The organism is Acidiphilium acidophilum (assembly GCF_033842475.1).
Taxonomy (GTDB): Bacteria; Pseudomonadota; Alphaproteobacteria; order Acetobacterales; family Acetobacteraceae; genus Acidiphilium; species Acidiphilium acidophilum.
The window spans coordinates 3,125,226-3,140,976 of sequence record NZ_JAWXYB010000018.1; the positions used below are offsets into that span (position 1 = coordinate 3,125,226).

At 61.2% G+C, this 15,751-nt stretch carries 13 protein-coding genes; 4 read left to right on the forward strand and 9 right to left on the reverse strand.

What is annotated here, in order from left to right:
* Positions 1–17: 17 nt before the first annotated feature.
* From cydC to SIL87_RS17490, 3 genes are read right to left on the reverse strand one after another with little or no spacing between them, the layout of a single operon-like run.
* Positions 18–1,796, reverse strand: coding sequence for a thiol reductant ABC exporter subunit CydC (gene cydC / locus SIL87_RS17480; RefSeq protein ID WP_319615427.1), 1,779 nt, complete (start codon positions 1,794–1,796; stop codon positions 18–20).
* Positions 1,784–3,553 carry a thiol reductant ABC exporter subunit CydD gene (gene cydD / locus SIL87_RS17485; RefSeq protein WP_319615428.1) on the reverse strand — a complete coding sequence of 590 codons (1,770 nt, stop codon included), beginning with the start codon at positions 3,551–3,553 and terminating at the stop codon, positions 1,784–1,786. The genes cydC and cydD overlap by 13 nt, the downstream gene beginning before the upstream one ends.
* Positions 3,554–3,568: 15 nt before the next feature.
* Positions 3,569–4,270: a CBS domain-containing protein gene (locus SIL87_RS17490; RefSeq protein WP_319615429.1), complete on the reverse strand. Its 702-nt coding sequence runs from the start codon at positions 4,268–4,270 to the stop codon at positions 3,569–3,571.
* A gap of 1,330 nt (positions 4,271–5,600) precedes the next feature.
* Between SIL87_RS17490 and SIL87_RS17495 the strand changes: the two genes are divergently transcribed.
* The gene (locus SIL87_RS17495; protein WP_319615430.1) at positions 5,601–5,885 is read left to right on the forward strand and encodes a helix-turn-helix domain-containing protein; all 285 of its coding nucleotides are present in this window, start codon (positions 5,601–5,603) and stop codon (positions 5,883–5,885) included.
* 135 nt (positions 5,886–6,020) lie between these two features.
* On the opposite strand, the gene SIL87_RS17500 is transcribed toward SIL87_RS17495, so the two are convergent.
* The 4 genes from SIL87_RS17500 to SIL87_RS17515 form a co-directional block, all read right to left on the reverse strand.
* Complete coding sequence (locus SIL87_RS17500) at positions 6,021–7,628, reverse strand: ORC-CDC6 family AAA ATPase (protein ID WP_319615431.1); 1,608 nt, start codon at positions 7,626–7,628, stop codon at positions 6,021–6,023.
* 731 nt (positions 7,629–8,359) lie between these two features.
* Positions 8,360–9,532: an IS4 family transposase gene (locus tag SIL87_RS17505; protein ID WP_319612376.1), complete on the reverse strand. Its 1,173-nt coding sequence runs from the start codon at positions 9,530–9,532 to the stop codon at positions 8,360–8,362.
* Positions 9,533–9,730: 198 nt separating this feature from the next.
* Positions 9,731–9,994, reverse strand: a complete 264-nt coding sequence (locus tag SIL87_RS17510; protein WP_319615432.1) for a DksA/TraR family C4-type zinc finger protein — start codon at positions 9,992–9,994, stop codon at positions 9,731–9,733.
* A 254-nt stretch (positions 9,995–10,248) separates the two neighbouring features.
* A complete protein-coding gene (locus SIL87_RS17515) occupies positions 10,249–10,470 on the reverse strand; it encodes a hypothetical protein (protein ID WP_319615433.1) in 222 nt (73 codons plus the stop codon).
* Between SIL87_RS17515 and SIL87_RS17520 the strand changes: the two genes are divergently transcribed.
* Positions 10,451–10,942, forward strand: coding sequence for a hypothetical protein (locus SIL87_RS17520; RefSeq protein WP_319615434.1), 492 nt, complete (start codon positions 10,451–10,453; stop codon positions 10,940–10,942). The genes SIL87_RS17515 and SIL87_RS17520 overlap by 20 nt on opposite strands.
* A gap of 206 nt (positions 10,943–11,148) precedes the next feature.
* Here the strand turns inward: SIL87_RS17520 and rnd are convergent, their stop codons facing one another.
* Complete coding sequence (rnd, locus tag SIL87_RS17525; protein ID WP_319615435.1) at positions 11,149–12,327, reverse strand: ribonuclease D; 1,179 nt, start codon at positions 12,325–12,327, stop codon at positions 11,149–11,151.
* An 83-nt stretch (positions 12,328–12,410) separates the two neighbouring features.
* Here rnd and aspS point away from each other — a divergent pair, with 83 nt between their 5' ends.
* Positions 12,411–14,195, forward strand: a complete 1,785-nt coding sequence (aspS, locus tag SIL87_RS17530) for an aspartate--tRNA ligase (protein WP_319615436.1) — start codon at positions 12,411–12,413, stop codon at positions 14,193–14,195.
* Between the two features lie 67 nt (positions 14,196–14,262).
* On the forward strand, positions 14,263–14,436 hold the full coding sequence (locus SIL87_RS17535) for a hypothetical protein (protein WP_319615437.1): 174 nt from the start codon (positions 14,263–14,265) through the stop codon (positions 14,434–14,436).
* Between the two features lie 9 nt (positions 14,437–14,445).
* Here the strand turns inward: SIL87_RS17535 and SIL87_RS17540 are convergent, their stop codons facing one another.
* A complete protein-coding gene (locus SIL87_RS17540) occupies positions 14,446–15,738 on the reverse strand; it encodes a hemolysin family protein (protein WP_319616010.1) in 1,293 nt (430 codons plus the stop codon).
* Between the last annotated feature and the right edge of the window lie 13 nt (positions 15,739–15,751).

Consider the following 15,751-nt stretch of genomic DNA (forward strand, 5'->3'; position numbering starts at 1 on the left):
AACCCGGCCCGCCCCCATCAGATTTGCACGCATTGATCCTGCAGGTGCCTCAACCGCGTGACAGTGCCGCCCGCTCCTTCGAGCACGGAAAACGGGCCATCCTCGACAACGCGGCCACGATCGAGCACGACCACGCGGTCGGTCGGGGCGATCCCTTCGAGCCGATGGGTGATGGTGATGGTGGTGCGGCCGACGCAGAGCGGGATAATGGCGGCGCGAAGGGCGGCCTCGGTCAGCGGATCGAGACCTTCGGTGGGTTCGTCGAGGATCAGGAACGGCGTGTCGCGCAGGACGGCACGGGCGATCGACAGGCGACGGGCCTCACCGCCGGAGATTTTGACACCGCCTTCGCCGACCAGTGCATCGAGCCCATCGGGATGGGCCCGCACGAAATCATCAAGCCGGGCGATTGCAAGTGCGTGCCAGAGTGCCGTGTCGTCGGCATCAGGGTCGGCCTTCAGCAGGTTGTCGCGCACCGAGCCGGCGAACATCCGGGTGCGCTGCGTAACCAGGGTGATCAGCGAGCGCAGATCATCGCCGCGGATCGCGCGCAACTCGACGCCGCCGAGCGTTGCCGAGCCCTCCTGATAGTCGGCGAAGCGCAGCAGCAGATTGACCAGCGAGGTTTTGCCCGCGCCGCTGCGACCGAGTATCGTGACATGTTCGCCCGGTTCGATCACAAGATCGAGCCCGTCAAGCGCCCAGAGCTGGCAGTTCTGATCGGTGGTCTTTTCCGGCACGGGATAGCGCAGACGCACGCCGGCGAACCGGAGACCGAGGTGATCCGGCCGGGTCGGGCTGGCCACAGGATCATGGATCGGCACCGGGCGATCGATGATCTCGAACACGCGCCGGGCCGAGTCCTGTATGCCGCCCAGCAGTCGAAACGCGGTCGCCAGCGGCGCTACCGCCTCGAAGGTGGCCATGGCGCCAAGGGTGAGCAGCGCGAGATCGGAGCCGGGCAGGCGATGATGGGAGACCAGAGCACCGCCGATCACCAATATCGCCGCCATGGTCAGATTGGCGATCAGCAGATTGCCGGCGACCCCGAAGCCGGCGATGGCGGCAAGGCGACCCTGGCGCGCCGTCAGTGCAGTGCTGGCGCGATCGAACCGCGCCTGCATCGCCGGGGCGGCGTTGTAGGTGAGCAGTTCGGACATGCCCTGGACACCATCAATCAGGTCGGCGCGCATCGCGGTCTGCAGGGTCACGGCATCGCTGCCGGGTCTGCGGCCGAGCCGCATACTGGCGAGCGGCAGACCCACGCCGGCCAGAACCAGCCCGGCCAGCAACACCAGTCCGGCCAGAGGTGCAAACGCGGACAACACCAACGCCATCACAAGTGCGCCCGACGCGGCGACCGCGAAGGGCGAGATGACGCGGAGAAAAACATCCCCGAGACGGTCGACATCAGCGACCAGCCGGCCAAGCAGATCGCCCCCGCGATCACCGGCGAGCCCGAGCGGTGCCAGGGGTTCGAGCCGCGCATAGAGATCGGTACGCAGGCTCGCGAGCAGGCGGAAGGTGGTTTCGTGATCGACCAGACGGCCCGTATAGCGCGCGACCACGCGCACGGTGGCGAAGAAGCGAACGCCTGCGGCAGGGGTGAAGAAATTGAAGGCGTTCTGTGCCGCAAAACCCGCGAGGCCGACGATTCCGGCGGTAGTGAGGAACCAGCCTGACAGAGCGAGCAGACCGAAATTCGCGAGCACGGTGATCAGGCCGAGGGCGATGCCGCCGGCCATCCAGCGCCGGTAGGGCGCGTAGAGACGCATCAGCCGGATCAGGTTGCGCATGCAGCCCCCGGTTCCGGTACGGATCGCGCGGCGCCAGGCCCTCCGGGCCCGATCAGCGCCGCATAGACGCCTGCTCGCGCCAGCAGCTCGGCATGGGTGCCGGATTCGACGATGCGACCGTCTTCGAGCACCAGAATTCGGTCAGCGCGGCGGACGGTGGCGAGCCGGTGCGCGATAATGATCGTGGTGCGACCGCGCGCGAGCGCGGCGATCGCCTCGGTCAGCTCGGCTTCGGTTTCGAGATCGAGATGGGCTGTCGCCTCATCGAGCACCAGCAAGGGCGCGTCCTTGAGAAAGGCGCGGGCCAGCGCGAGGCGCTGGATCTGGCCGCCCGAGAGGCCTTCGCCGGCATCGCCGATCATGGTGTCGAGTCCGTGGGGCAGGGCAGCAACAACATCGGTGAGCCTGGCGCGTGCGAGGGCGGCGTGCATCGCCGCAGCATCGGCATCGGGCCGCGCAAGGCGCAAATTGTCGGCAATGCTGCCGACGAACAGCCGCGGTGTCTGCGGTACATAGGCGAGATGACGCCACCACGACTCCCGATCCAGCGTATCGAGCGCGATATCGCCATTGATCGTGATACAGCCCGCGGCGGGGGCTGCAAAACCAAGCAAGGCCGTGGCGAGGCTTGATTTGCCGACACCCGATCGCCCGACGATGGCCGTGAGGGAGCCCGGGGGAAACGCGCATGTGATATCGCGCAACACCGGGACACCGGGGGTATATTCGACCGTGAGGCCCGTGCAGGCGATCGAGATGGCACCGGCGGAGAGCGTTTCCGTCCCCCAGCGCACCGAGGGAGTGGCGTCGAGTACGTCGAAGATGCGGCGGGCGGCGGCAATCGCGGTCATCCTCGCGTGGTAATGTGTGGCGAGACCGCGCAGCGGCAGGAAGAACTCAGGCACCAGCAGCAATACGAAGAATGCCGGAAAGAAGGTGATGTCGCCATGGATCAGCCGTGCGCCGAACAGCACCGCGATCAGCGCGATCGAGAGCGACGCAAAGAACTCCAGCGCTGCCGAGGTGAGAAAGGCGACGCGAAGCCCTGCCATGGTGACGCGGCGGTACTCATCGGAGATCCGCCCGATCAGAGCGATTTCGTCGCGCGCCCGACCGAAAAGTTTGAGCGTGGTGATGCCCTGCACCGCATCGAGAAAATATGCGCTCATCACCAGGAGTTGCCTCCATTGCCGCTGGTTGATCGCTTCGGCCCGGTAGCCGATGAAGACCATGAACAGCGGAATGATCGGGCCGCTGACCACAAGGATCAGCGCACTGATCCAGTCAGATCGCAGCACCACTGCCAGGATCGCGAGCGGTACCATCGCGACGAGCGCCATCTGCGGCAAATAGCGCGCAAGATAGGGTTCGAGTGCCTCGACACCATCGAGCAGGGTGGCCGCGAGATCGGCGCTGCGCTCACCCCCGGCATAACCGGGTCCGAGCGCGAACAGATGATCGAGCAAACTCCGGCGGAGGGACAGTTTAACGACAGCGGCAGCGCGGTAGGCGGCAATCTCCGCACCATAGCTCAACGCCGCGCGTATGACGAACAGAACGAGCAGCAGGAGCAGATCACGCCGCTCCGCCACGAGGCCAGCGTCATGGAAAACGATCGCCGAGACAATGCGCGCCAGCAAAAACGCCTGAACGATGACCGCGATCCCGGCGGTAAAGCCGAGCGCGATGGCGGCACTCAACCCGCGCCGCGCCCCATGACCTGCCGCGATCAGCCGCCGGTCTATGTCACGCGCCATGGTGCTTTCAGGCTTTCAGCCGAGCCCATAGGCAACGCCGGCGATCGGGTCGATCAGCGCGAGATCGTCATGGACGCTTTTGACCCCGGCGGTATTCTCCGCCAGCACCCGCAGAGCATTGCGTTCGGCCTCGCTGAACACGGTGCCGCCGAGCGATGCGACCCCGGCCACGACCCTCACCGTCACAGTGCCCCTGGGGGCCCAGTTCGACCGCGCGATGGCGGTGCGGATCATGGTCGCGATCGCCTCGTCCGTCATCGCGCCGTCATTGGCAACGATCAGCCGATCGAGCAGGGCGGTGAGAATGTCGCGCCGCGAAAGCAGGCCGACCAGCAGGCCATCATTGACCACGGGCAGTTGTTTGATCCGGCGCTCCTCCATCACGGCGACCGCATCGACCAGACGGGTCGTCTCGGCGACCGTGACGACCGATTCGGTCATAATCTCGCCGACATGCCGCCCCCTGGTGCGAACGAAAGCGCGGGCCGAGGTTTCAGGGGTCAGAAAGCCGCGCCACCAGCCGATTTCCGGCGCGGTGTCCAGTTCCGGGCGGCGCAGCAGATCGCCATCGGTCACGATGCCGAGCAACCGCCCGTCGCGGTCGATCACCGGCAGGGCCGATAAATGCCGGTCGAGCATGACGCGCCCCGCATCGGCGATCGTGGTCTCCGGACCCACGGTGGTGGGCGCAACAGTCATGATATCCTTGATGTCCATTTTACCCTCCTCAGGATGTGATCCGAGGATTAGCGGGATCGCCGGTCGTGCGCCTTGATCCAGATCAAGCGAGGCTCATCACACGAAAGTCTGGCCGATCGCTGCGAGCCGCGCATGGTCGAGGATCGAAATCCGGTGATCGACCGCAACCGCAACAACGCCCTGCCTGCGCAGCGAGGCGAGCACGCGGGAGATGCTCCGCAGCCTCGCCCTCCGACCGGGCAACGCCGAGAGCCCAAAACCCCTTGGCGGCAGCGGCGTCAACCCCCCCAGCCGCCCGCGACGCATCCGCGCCCGCAAGGCCGCATAGGTGCATAACGATCCGGGACGCACCCTTTGGTACACGAAACTTGTGGCCCTCCTACACGACAAGGCAAGCGCGCCCGCAACCACATCCAAACCGTAGGATGGGCGCCCCTTCAGCGCCCATCAATCCACCACCGCGCCCACCCACCAGATGCGTCAATGGCAACGATCCTCAGTATAAGCCAAAGGAAGGCTTCTTTTTTGCAAAAAAGAAGCAAAAAACTCCCATGAGTCGGGCCGAACGCCGCTAAACCGCCCGAGCACGAACCAACTCGATCCCGCAACGAGTTCCAAAACGTAGGATGGGCGCCCCTTCGGCGCCCATCAATCTACCACCCCACCACCCACCAACTCCCCCGCGACAAAGCAATCCACGCCAAAGCACCCACCAGATGCGTCAATGGCAACGATCCCCAGTGTAAGCCAAAGAAAGACTTCTTTTTTGCAAAAAAGAAGCAAAAAACTCCCATGAGTCGAGCCGAACGCCGCTAAACCGACCGAGCACAAACCAACTCGATCCCGCAACGAGTTCCAAAACGTAGGATGGGTGCCCCTTCGGCGCCCATCAACCTACCACCCCACCACCCACCAATCCCCCCCGACAAAGCAATCCACGCCAAAGCACCCACCAGATGCATCAATGGCAACGATCCCCAGTGCAAGCCAAAGACAAGACTTCTTTTTTGCAAAAAAGAAGCAAAAAACTCCCATGAGTCGAGCCGAACGCCGCTAAACCGCCCGAGCACAAACCAACTCGATCCCGCAATGAGTTCCAAAACGTAGGATGGGTGCCCCTTCGGCGCCCATCAACCTACCACCCCACCACCCACCAATCCCCCGCGACAAAGCAATCCACGCCGAGGCACCCGCCAGATGCGTCAATGGCAACGACCCCCAGCGCAAGCCAAAGACAAGACTTCTTTTTTGCAAAAAAGAAGCAAAAAACTCTTATAAATCTCGGTGGAAGCCATTAAACCGACACGGAACAGACCCAAACGGTCCACACCCGCAAGGAACACCACCAATGGACCACACCACCGAAATCGCCATCCCCGCCGCCCCCCACGACCCCGAAGACGTCCCCACCACCCGGGAAGCCCTCGAAAGCGGCCAAAACGCCCGCCTGATCCGCCAAACCCGCACCAAACTCAACCTATCCCAACCCGAATTCGCCACCCGCTACCGCATCCCCCTCGAAACCCTCCGGGACTGGGAACAAGCCCGCGTAACGCCTCCCGACTTTGCCGTGGCTTACATGCAGGTCATCGTTCACCGTCACTCGACGGCTGATGAGGTGTTAGCGTCATAGAACCTATCGCTTCCACTAGTTCGCAACAAAACGACAACAATAAACTGGATCGATCGACGATTTTCAAAATTTACAGTAAGTAGACCCGGACCACGTTTATTCTGTTATAGCATTACCTATAAAAATTTTTTACTTTTAGCCAGAGAGATACTCAAGAACAGCCGCGACAGCCGCGTTGCGCATACGCCTCGCGCGGGCATTGCCAACATAAGTTGCTTCTTTCAGTTTTTCCTCTGTTGCGGCCAAAACATCTCCAATTGTGTTTAAATTCAGCTCTTCCAGTTTGCCCCGCTGCCATTCAGAAATATCTAGAACTGCAATTGACTTCGCAAGTTGTTCGCTAAGAGCATATCCGCCTACTTGAGACGGAGCGTTGTCCAATAAATCCACTAACGATTTATATGCAGGATGGTTCGCGCCGAACTCAGTCATTCTTTTGGGAGTTAATCCTCTTGCCACGTTGTATGCCGTCGCAGCCGGAGCGGCTTCAAGCGAAAAGAGGCAACCCAAATTAAGAAAGTAACGCGTACCGATTTCGCCACGGCTTGCTTTAATACCTGATGCTTGTTCACTCAAAATGCCGGTGTAGGACAAAACGCGAAGGCTTTCCTTTACCGAAGCTGGAGCATCACGATGAATCCATAGATAGGCACTCGTATTTTTATCGGCCGCAAGGTATGAATCATTTTTGTTCTTGATATCAGGTAATACTTGATTTTCGATAAATGAACGCCCCCAGTCGATAACGTCTTTGTGGCCGGTGTATTTAGCTGCCAGTACCGAATGTTCAGACCAAATATCTGACCTGTAAAATTCACGTACGGTCTCGTTGACTTGGGCCGAATTTACTTTTGGTGATGCTGCTAAGGTTTTCAGCAAAAGACGCGGGTTTCCCGACGCTGCGTATGCTAAAATTGCGAAATTCCGCCCGTTAGACGCTATATTTTTTAGCGTTGCGGCATCAGCCTGCTTTTCAACAATTTCACGCATATTATTTACATAATCCGCAGCCAAGACATCCCTGTCAATTGATAACATCGTTGCATCATGAGCCGGCTGAAAAGTGTCGCCAAAACTAGTCACGCCAGGGTAAACAGCCGCGTTGCACGTTATGCAGTGACTTCTAAAGTCACGGAAAAGCGTAAAAAACTGTCTCTGTTGTTCAGGAACAAATATATGAGCAGCCTCGTCGATCAGAAGACAAAACCGCCGTATATCTAATTCGTCAGCTAAATCTTCTAAAGATTCCTTTATTTTATCGAGACTGGGAATATTGTTTTTGTCAATCGGCACTCCAACGTTTGTCCAAGAGTTTTCGTATTTTTCTACGATAGCTTCGATAACCGTTGGGCCTGAGTCCGAAACGGAACTACCCGCAAGTTGCTCTGCGCTTTTCGGCAAATGAGCTATCAGGCCAGCTTTCTGAAGTGACCTGACAATGGCTGAACTTATTTTTGCCAACATCCAGTGTTTGAATTGTTCCGGGTCGCTGGATTGCAGTAAAGAACTTCGAACAAAACTTAAATACACAGGAAAAACACGGTCCGTTGCAAATTTATTTGTAAGTTCTTTTTGAGCAACTCTCAGTAGAAATGATTTACCAACCCCTCTGCTACCAACCAAGATAGTGGGGTTTCGATTTTTCAGGGCGTCTATAAGCTGTCTATCTTGCGGGTTCTCCACAAAATAGCCATAAACGTCTTCCGGCTTTATATCCTCAGTGCGAAAAAAGAAGTCGGTCATTACTAAGACTTTCCAAAAATTTCTTGGATACCGGATAGATGCCCCAATGTTTCCAACATGATCGTTTCCAATTTTCGTTGCTCATCGGGAGGCAAAAAGTTAAGGTACCTTCCGGCGAAGGTGAAGATTATACAAAGTCGCACCGCTTCGGCTCTGTTCTTCCACTTTATTAGCATATCTCCGTTATAGCTGGATGCGTCCGTAATATGCTCATGCGTGTGCAAATTGCCATGGACGAATTCTGAACATTCGCGATATATCGTGCAAGCGAGCGCACGATATTGCTTTGCCGACTCAGCTAAAGCGGGATTAAAAGCGTTGAGAAAGGAATTTGAGAAGATGCCCTTATCTGGATCCGAAATTAACGACCAACTTATGTCGCTGTTAGGAGCACCTGAGAGCCACGATCTTAATTTAAGTTCGTACGCGGAGAAAAGAATGCCAGCGCTAAAAAGTTCGAAGAATAGCCGCAAACTAATGTGTGCGTGCCGGTATGCACCACACGCCACTTCATAAAGCGCTGACTGAAATTCATGAGCGGCTAAGAGAAAGATGGAGTGCTCCGTGCGATTTTCGACCGTAGAGAACAACTGGTCAAAGTCACTCCAAAAATTATGCGCGGCTGTAAATTCGAGGAGCCGCTCAGAATCTTGCAGAAGTTGTTCGAGCGCATCGCTAGAGCGTCCGATTAGATTCTTATAATGTTCTTCTAATCCTCACTCATCCCCTCATTACGTAGCCGGCATGGAATTGCCGAATATGCCGCTGCTGCGCAGCATTTCCGTGAACCGCCGCATCAGGGGCAGTAGCCGGTGCTTCGGCATGTTCGGGATCAATTCATAGAGCATGCACCCCTGACGGAACAACGAGTGTGAGCGGGTCTTCGAAGTGTTGGACTTGAGCTGTCGATCCATTCCCAGGCTCTCGCCTGCCGTCCCGAGCATGGTCAGCAGCGCCATCGCAAACGCGCTGATGAGCAGCAGCCGATCGCGCCGCTCTGGTTCGGCGATGCGGATCTCAGCCATCCCCATCCCAAAACGCAAATCCTTGACGTCCCTGAAGCTGGGTTCGATCGTCCAGCGCCGGGAATATTGCTTGATCAATGTCCCTGCAGACGCCACGGCGTCACTGCTCGCCAGGCACCACGGCTCCTTCATGTCACGCGCATGTACGCACACCACGGCACCGACCTGATAGGCGTGCGAGGCGGTGACGCGCGCACCACGCAGTTTGCGCGCCCGGCCCGATTTGCCGACCCAGTCCGCCGCGGTTCGCGTCTCGCCTGCGGCATCGGTGACATGGATGTTGCCGCGGAAGCGAATGATATAGGCAAAGCCAAGCTCCGTAAGATACGCGAACAGCTTGTGGTCACCGAAGCCGCGGTCGGCCAGGATGGTCACGCGGCAGCCGGGCGGGACAACCTCCGACAGGCGGCGCAGGCAAGTATCCTCGATGGCGTTGCGCTGATCTTTCAATTCCTCTTTCCACATCGACAGCCACAACAGAGGCATCGCCCGGCCATGCTTGCTCACCAGGTTGAGCGCCAACGTTGCCTGATCGTCGCCGTCGAAATCCGTCCAGTCCATGGCAACGACGATGTCGGTCTGCGAACCCACCAGATGCGGTACCCAACGGGCGAAGCTTTCCCAGACGTCGATACTCTCGTTACTGAGCATGCGATCAACCTGCTTGATCGCGTGCTTGGTCACCAGCCCGCGCGCCTGTGCCAACGCCTGACCGATCATCGCGACGGCGAGCGACGCGCCGGTCATCACGCCCAGTGTCGCAGCAGACAGGGAGTCAACGCGTTTGGCGTGGAGATCGTGGGCATACAACTCGTCAATGAATGCGCGGATGTCCTTCAACCGCCCACCATCACGCTTTTTCGATGCTGCAATTCCCATGATCCACCCTCATCCATGCATTCCAACGCTTGGTAGAGAATCGCAGCGAATCGGCGCAATACCTGGACCTATGGAAAATGGGGGGATTCCTGAGCTTCTAATCCCATTCGTACTTTGCGCTCCCTCGCGAAGGTTATTACCCGGAATTACGATGTATGCAACCACAAGTTTGGCGACGGTCGGAGCAAACGCCCACCCCTACTTAAGCTGACTATCCTTACTCCCGCGCCGGTTGAAGCCAATCGTCACCGGGCGTCGGTCGGCGGCGGACTGGCAGTCGATGCAGGTCCGTACCCCGGGCACCGCGTTGCGCCGCGCCTGCGGAATCTCCTCGCCGCATTCCACGCAGGTCGCCTGCCCCGCACCGCTGGGCATCCGTGCCCGCGCCCGCATGATCTCGTCTTTCACCGTATCGTCGATCTGATCCTGAACCGCCCCATCCGGAGCCCAACCATTCGCCATTGCCCTTGTCCACTATCTCCGCTTCGCCGCCATCAACATGGAACCGATCACCCCGCTTGAAAACCCCGCCAATCCCCCACGCCGCCGCCCCTGCCCCCACCACCCAGCCACCCCTTTACGACCAGAAGTTTTTTGCTTCTTTTTTCCAAAAAAGAAGTACTTTCTTTCTCACTTCCCCCCACCCCGCCCGTCACCAAAACTAACCCTTTCCCACCCCCCGCCCCTCATGCTCTAACGTGAGCATGACCGCGGCCTCACCCCTCTTCACCCGTTTCGCGGGCTTCATAGATCGCCTGAAGCAGACCATCGCCGCCGCCAGCGTGAAGGTGCAGGGCCGTCCCGCACGTCTGCCCACCCCGCTCGGCCTGCTGCTCTACGGTCGCCTTTCCCGCCTCACCACCCGCCTGCGCGACCTGCTCGCCCGCATCGAGGCCGAGCGCACCAAGCCCCGCCGCATTGCCGCGCCCGGCCCTCATCAGCGCGCCGCGCGCAAATCCCCACCCAAACCAACCCCCGGTTTTACCCCGCCGCTTCGGCTGGATCGCCCAACCTCTCCCCGAAGCCAACGCCCACGCCCAAACCCTCCGCCAGTTCCTCTGCGAGCCCGAAACCGAATCCCTCATCGCGAGCGACCCCCGCATCGGCCGCATCCTCCGCCCCCTCTGCCACCTCCTCGGCATCGACCTCACCTTGATCTACCGCATGGTCCCCCCACCCCATCCGAACGACCCCACTCAAACCAAACGCCATCCCCTATTGCGCAACCCATCCACCAAACCCCGCCCGCAAAACCCACACCCACGACTCCCCAACCCCCCCGACCCCCCACTCCGCGCCCCCACGCTGGACGCCATCCAATCCCTCCTCGACCACACCTTCAGCCCCCGCGCCCAAACCCATAACCCCTGGTTCACCCCACCCGATTTTTTCATCGTCCACCCGAAATAGCCCATTCACACCCATTTCATTACGATATCGTAACGAAATACCGGGCAGTCGAGCCAAAGCAACGGGCAAGACAAGCCTTCTTTTTGTGAACAAAAAGAAGCAAAAAAACTTTGTGATCTGGGTCCGTGCCGGTTTCGAGGCCCGTGCCTCAGCGAAGGGAAGTTTTTTGCTTCTTTTTTACAAAAAAGAAGCCTTCCTACCCCTCCTCACCCAATCTCGATAACCTCAACCCGCCGCCCCTTCGCCGCGAGGGCGATTTTCCCGGCCTTGAGCCGGAGGGCGTCGGTCCCGAACACGTCGGCGCGCCAGCCGGTCAGGCAGGGGAGGTTGGCGGGCGTGTCCCCCGCGAGCGTGTCGATATCGTCGCCCGAGGCGATGAGGCGTGCGGCGACGTGATTGGCATTCGCCCGTTCGGTCAGCAGCACCTTGAGCAGCGCGACCAATGCGGGCGAGGGTTTGGCAGCATCATTGACGCGAGGAAGCTGCGGCAGGTCGCGTTCCGGCAAAGCGCGGGCGGTCGCAATCACCGCGAGCAGCGCCTGCCCCGATTTTCCCTCGGCAAAGCCACGGGTAATGCCGCGCACCCGCGTGAGACCCTCGGCATCCGTGGGCGCGAGGGCAGCAAGTTCAGGGATCTGTTCGTCCTTGATCACGCGCTGGCGGGGGATGTTGATCCGCATCGCCTCCCGCTCGCGCCACGCGGCGATCGCCTGCACGATGGCAAGCTGCCGCCGGTTGGCCCCGCGCAGTTTCAGGCGGCGCCACGCATCGGCGGGGTCGGTGCGGTAGGTGCCGGGCTCGTTGAGAATGGCCGCTTCCTCGGCGACCCAGTCGATCCGCGATTCCCGAACGAGCCGCTCGCGCAGGGCTTCATAAACCAGACGAAGCCAGGTCACGTCCGCGGCGGCATAGGTGATCTGCGCGGGCGAAAGCGGCCTCGCCTGCCAGTCCGAAAACCGGTGCGCCTTGTCGATACTGCCCCCGGCAAGAGACGACACCAGCGTGTCATACCCGACCTGATCGCCGAACCCCGCGACCATGGCGGCCACCTGGGTGTCGAAAATCGGCGTCGGCACAGCGCCGAATTTCAGCAGAAAGATTTCGATATCCTGGCGGCAGGCGTGAAACACCTTGACGACGCCAGGGTTGGCGAACAGCGCGCCGAGCGGGGCGAGGTCGAGCGCCGGGGCCTGCGCGTCGATCACCGCAACGTCCCGCGCCCCGCCGAGCTGAACGACGCAGAGTTCCGGGAAATAGGTGCGCTCGCGCATGAACTCGGTATCGACCGTCACATAAGCCTCGGTCGCGAGCCGCTCGCACAGGGCAGCGAGGGCGGCGGTGGTGGTGATCAGGACGGGGTCGGCAAAGGTTGCTTGCGGCTTCATCCGTGGCAAGTGCCACGCCCTGTCTTGACAGGAAAGACCCGCGCCGTCCATTTGCCCCTGATTTCATTCAGGACTGGTCCCCGATGCACGAATATCGCACCCATACCTGCGGCGCCCTGCGCGCGGCCGATGCCGGCATCACGGCCCGCCTGTCCGGCTGGGTCAACGTCAAACGCGATCATGGCGGCCTGCTGTTCATCGACCTGCGCGATCATTTCGGCATCATCCAATGCGTGATCCCGAACGGCTCGGCCGTGTTCGACCTCGCCGAAGCCACCCGGGTCGAAAGCGTGGTGACCGTCACCGGCACCGTCGTGGCGCGCGATGCCGCGACCATCAACCCGCGCCTGCCGACCGGCGAAATCGAAGTGCAGGTCGAGGATTTCGTGGTGCAATCCGCCGCCGACGTGCTGCCGATCCAGGTGGCCGGAGATGCCCAGTTCCCCGAAGATCTCCGGCTGCGCTATCGCTTCCTCGACCTGCGGCGCGAAAAACTGCACCGCAACATCATGCTGCGCGCCAACGTGATTTCGTGGCTGCGCCGGGAAATGACCGCGCGCGGCTTCACCGAATTCACCACCCCGATCCTCACCGCCTCGTCACCCGAAGGCGCGCGCGATTTTCTGGTGCCCTCGCGCCTCCATCCCGGCCAGTTCTACGCCCTGCCCCAGGCCCCGCAGCAGTTCAAGCAATTGCTGATGGTCGCCGGGTTCGACCGCTATTTCCAGATCGCCCCGTGTTTCCGCGATGAAGCCAGCCGCGCCGACCGCGCCCCCGGCGAATTCTACCAGCTCGATTTCGAGATGAGCTTCGTCGATCAGGAAGAGGTGTTCGCAACCATCGAACCCGTGCTCGGCGGCTTGTTCAAGGAGTTTTCGGGCGGGCGGTCGGTCAGCGACTGGCCGTTCCCCCGCATCGCCTATGACGAGGCCGTGCTGAAATACGGCTCGGACAAGCCCGACCTGCGCAACCCGCTGCTGATCACGGACGTGACGGAGTCGTTCCGCGACTCCGGCTTCGGCCTGTTCGCCAAAATCGTGGCGGGCGGCGGTGTGGTGCGCGCGATCCCCGCACCGGGCGCCGGATCGAACCCCCGCAGCTTTTTCGACAAGCTCAACGAGTGGGCACGCGCCGAGGGAGCGGGTGGATTGGGCTATATCGTGTTCGACGCCGATGGCGCGAAAGGCCCGATTGCAAAAAATCTCGAACCCGGCCGCGCCGAGGCGATCCGCGAGGCCGTGGGCCTGCAACCGGGCGATGCGGTGTTCTTCGCCGCCGGCCCGCGTGAGACCGCGGCCAAATTCGCCGGTGCCGTGCGGACCAAACTCGGCACCGATCTCGGCCTGATCAGTGCTGAGTCGTTCGAATTCTGCTGGATCGTGGATTTCCCGATGTTCGAGCGGGACGAGGAAACCCAGGCGATCGGCTTCAGCCACAACCCGTTCTCGATGCCCCAGGGCGGGCTCGACGCCCTCAACACAAAGGACCCGCTCACGATCAAGGCGTTCCAATACGACATCGTGGTCAACGGGGTCGAACTCTGTTCGGGCGCCATTCGCAACCACAAGCCCGAAATCATGCTGCGCGCCTTCGAAATCGCCGGCTACGGACCCGAAGTGGTCGAAGCCCGGTTCGGCGGCATGCTCAATGCCTTCCGCTACGGCGCCCCGCCGCATGGCGGCGCCGCACCCGGCATCGACCGCATGGTGATGCTGCTCGCCGACGAGCCCAATCTGCGCGAGGTCATCACATTTCCGCTCAACCAACAGGGTCAGGACCTGATGATGGGCGCTCCCGCACCGGTCGATCAGGCGCGGCTGAAGGAGCTTTCCCTCGCCCTGGCGCTGCCCCCCCGCAAGCCGGGCTGAATTCCGGGCCGCCGCCGCTCACAAAGATGTTCCGATCCTCCGGGACGCCGATGCGGCATAAAGAGCCATGCATACGCTTCCCCGTGGTGCCAAGATCGGCATCGTCCTGATTACCCTGTTCGCCGGCGGCTTCGTGGCGCTGGCAGTATATGGTGCCTACCATGGCGACACCGCGCGCGGCGCGCGGATTTCGGCGGTGTCGTCGCAGGAAATGTCGGGAGCCAACCCGGGCGGATCGTGATCCCTGTCCTCAGGGCGTGGCGGTCGGATCGCGGCTGATCCGCACCCGTTCGACCCGGCGGCCATTCATGCCGAGAACCTCGAAACGCCAGCCCCCGAAAACGATCGCGTCGCCCTCGCGCGGAACCCGCCGCAGCAAGGCGAGCAGGAATCCGCCGAGCGTGTGATACGACCCTTCCGCCGGCAGGTCGTGCAGCTTGAGGCGATGCGCGACCTCGTCCACCGGTTCCAGCCCGTCGAGATCGAAACTGTCGGCGGGTTCGGTGCCGCCCTCGGAATGGATCGGTTCGTCGTGATCCCCCACGATCGCCTCCAGCAGGTCGCCCACCGTGACCATGCCCTCGAAACTGCCGTATTCGTCCAATACGAAAGCGACACCGAGCGGATCGGCCTTCAACCGCTCCAGCGCATCGAGCGCCGAGATCGCATCCGGCACGACCAGAGGCTGGCGCAGGCTGGCGGCGAGCCCGATATCCTTGCCGTCGAGAATGCGATCGAGGATGTCCTTGGCCTGAACGATGCCGACGACATTGTCGATGCTGCGGTCGCACACCACGAAGCGCGAATGCGGGGCCGATTTCAGGGCGGTGATGACCTGTCCGCGCGGGGCGGTGCGGTCGAGCCAGGCGATGTCCTGGCGCGGGGTCATGATCGCGCGGATCGGCTTGTCGGCAAGGCGCATGACCCGTTCCATCATGTCGCGCTCCTCGTGTTCGAGCATGCCCGATTCGGTGCCCTCGGCGAGGATCGCCTTGAGTTCCTCCTCGCTGACCGCCCGGTGATGGCGATCCATCGGGCCGAAGGCGCGAAGGACGGCGCTGGAGGTGACGCGGAGCAGCAGCACCAGCGGCCCCGCGATCCGGGCGAACATGTCGAGCGGCCAGGCGACCAGGCAGGCGATCCGCTCCGCATTGCGGAGCGCGAGCTGCTTGGGCACCAGTTCCCCGAACACGAGGGTCAGGAAGGTGACGGTGAACACCGTGACCACCAGCGCCACGCTGCCCGCGACGGGTGCCAGAACCGGGATACCGGCCAGCACCGGCGCGAGCCTGACCGCGAGCTGCGCCCCGCCGACCACGCCGGTCAGCACCCCGATCGCGGTGATCCCGATCTGCACCGTGGGCAGGAACCGCTCGGGGGAATCCGCGAGGGCCCGCGCGCGGAGGGCACCACGCATGTGTTTTTGAGCCATCAGCGCCAAAGCCGCCCTGCGCGACGAGACCAGCGCCATCTCGGCAAGGGAGAATCCGGCGTTGAGCAGGATCAGAAAGATCAAAAGGCCAATTTCGGCAATCGTTTGCATGGATATCCTGAGT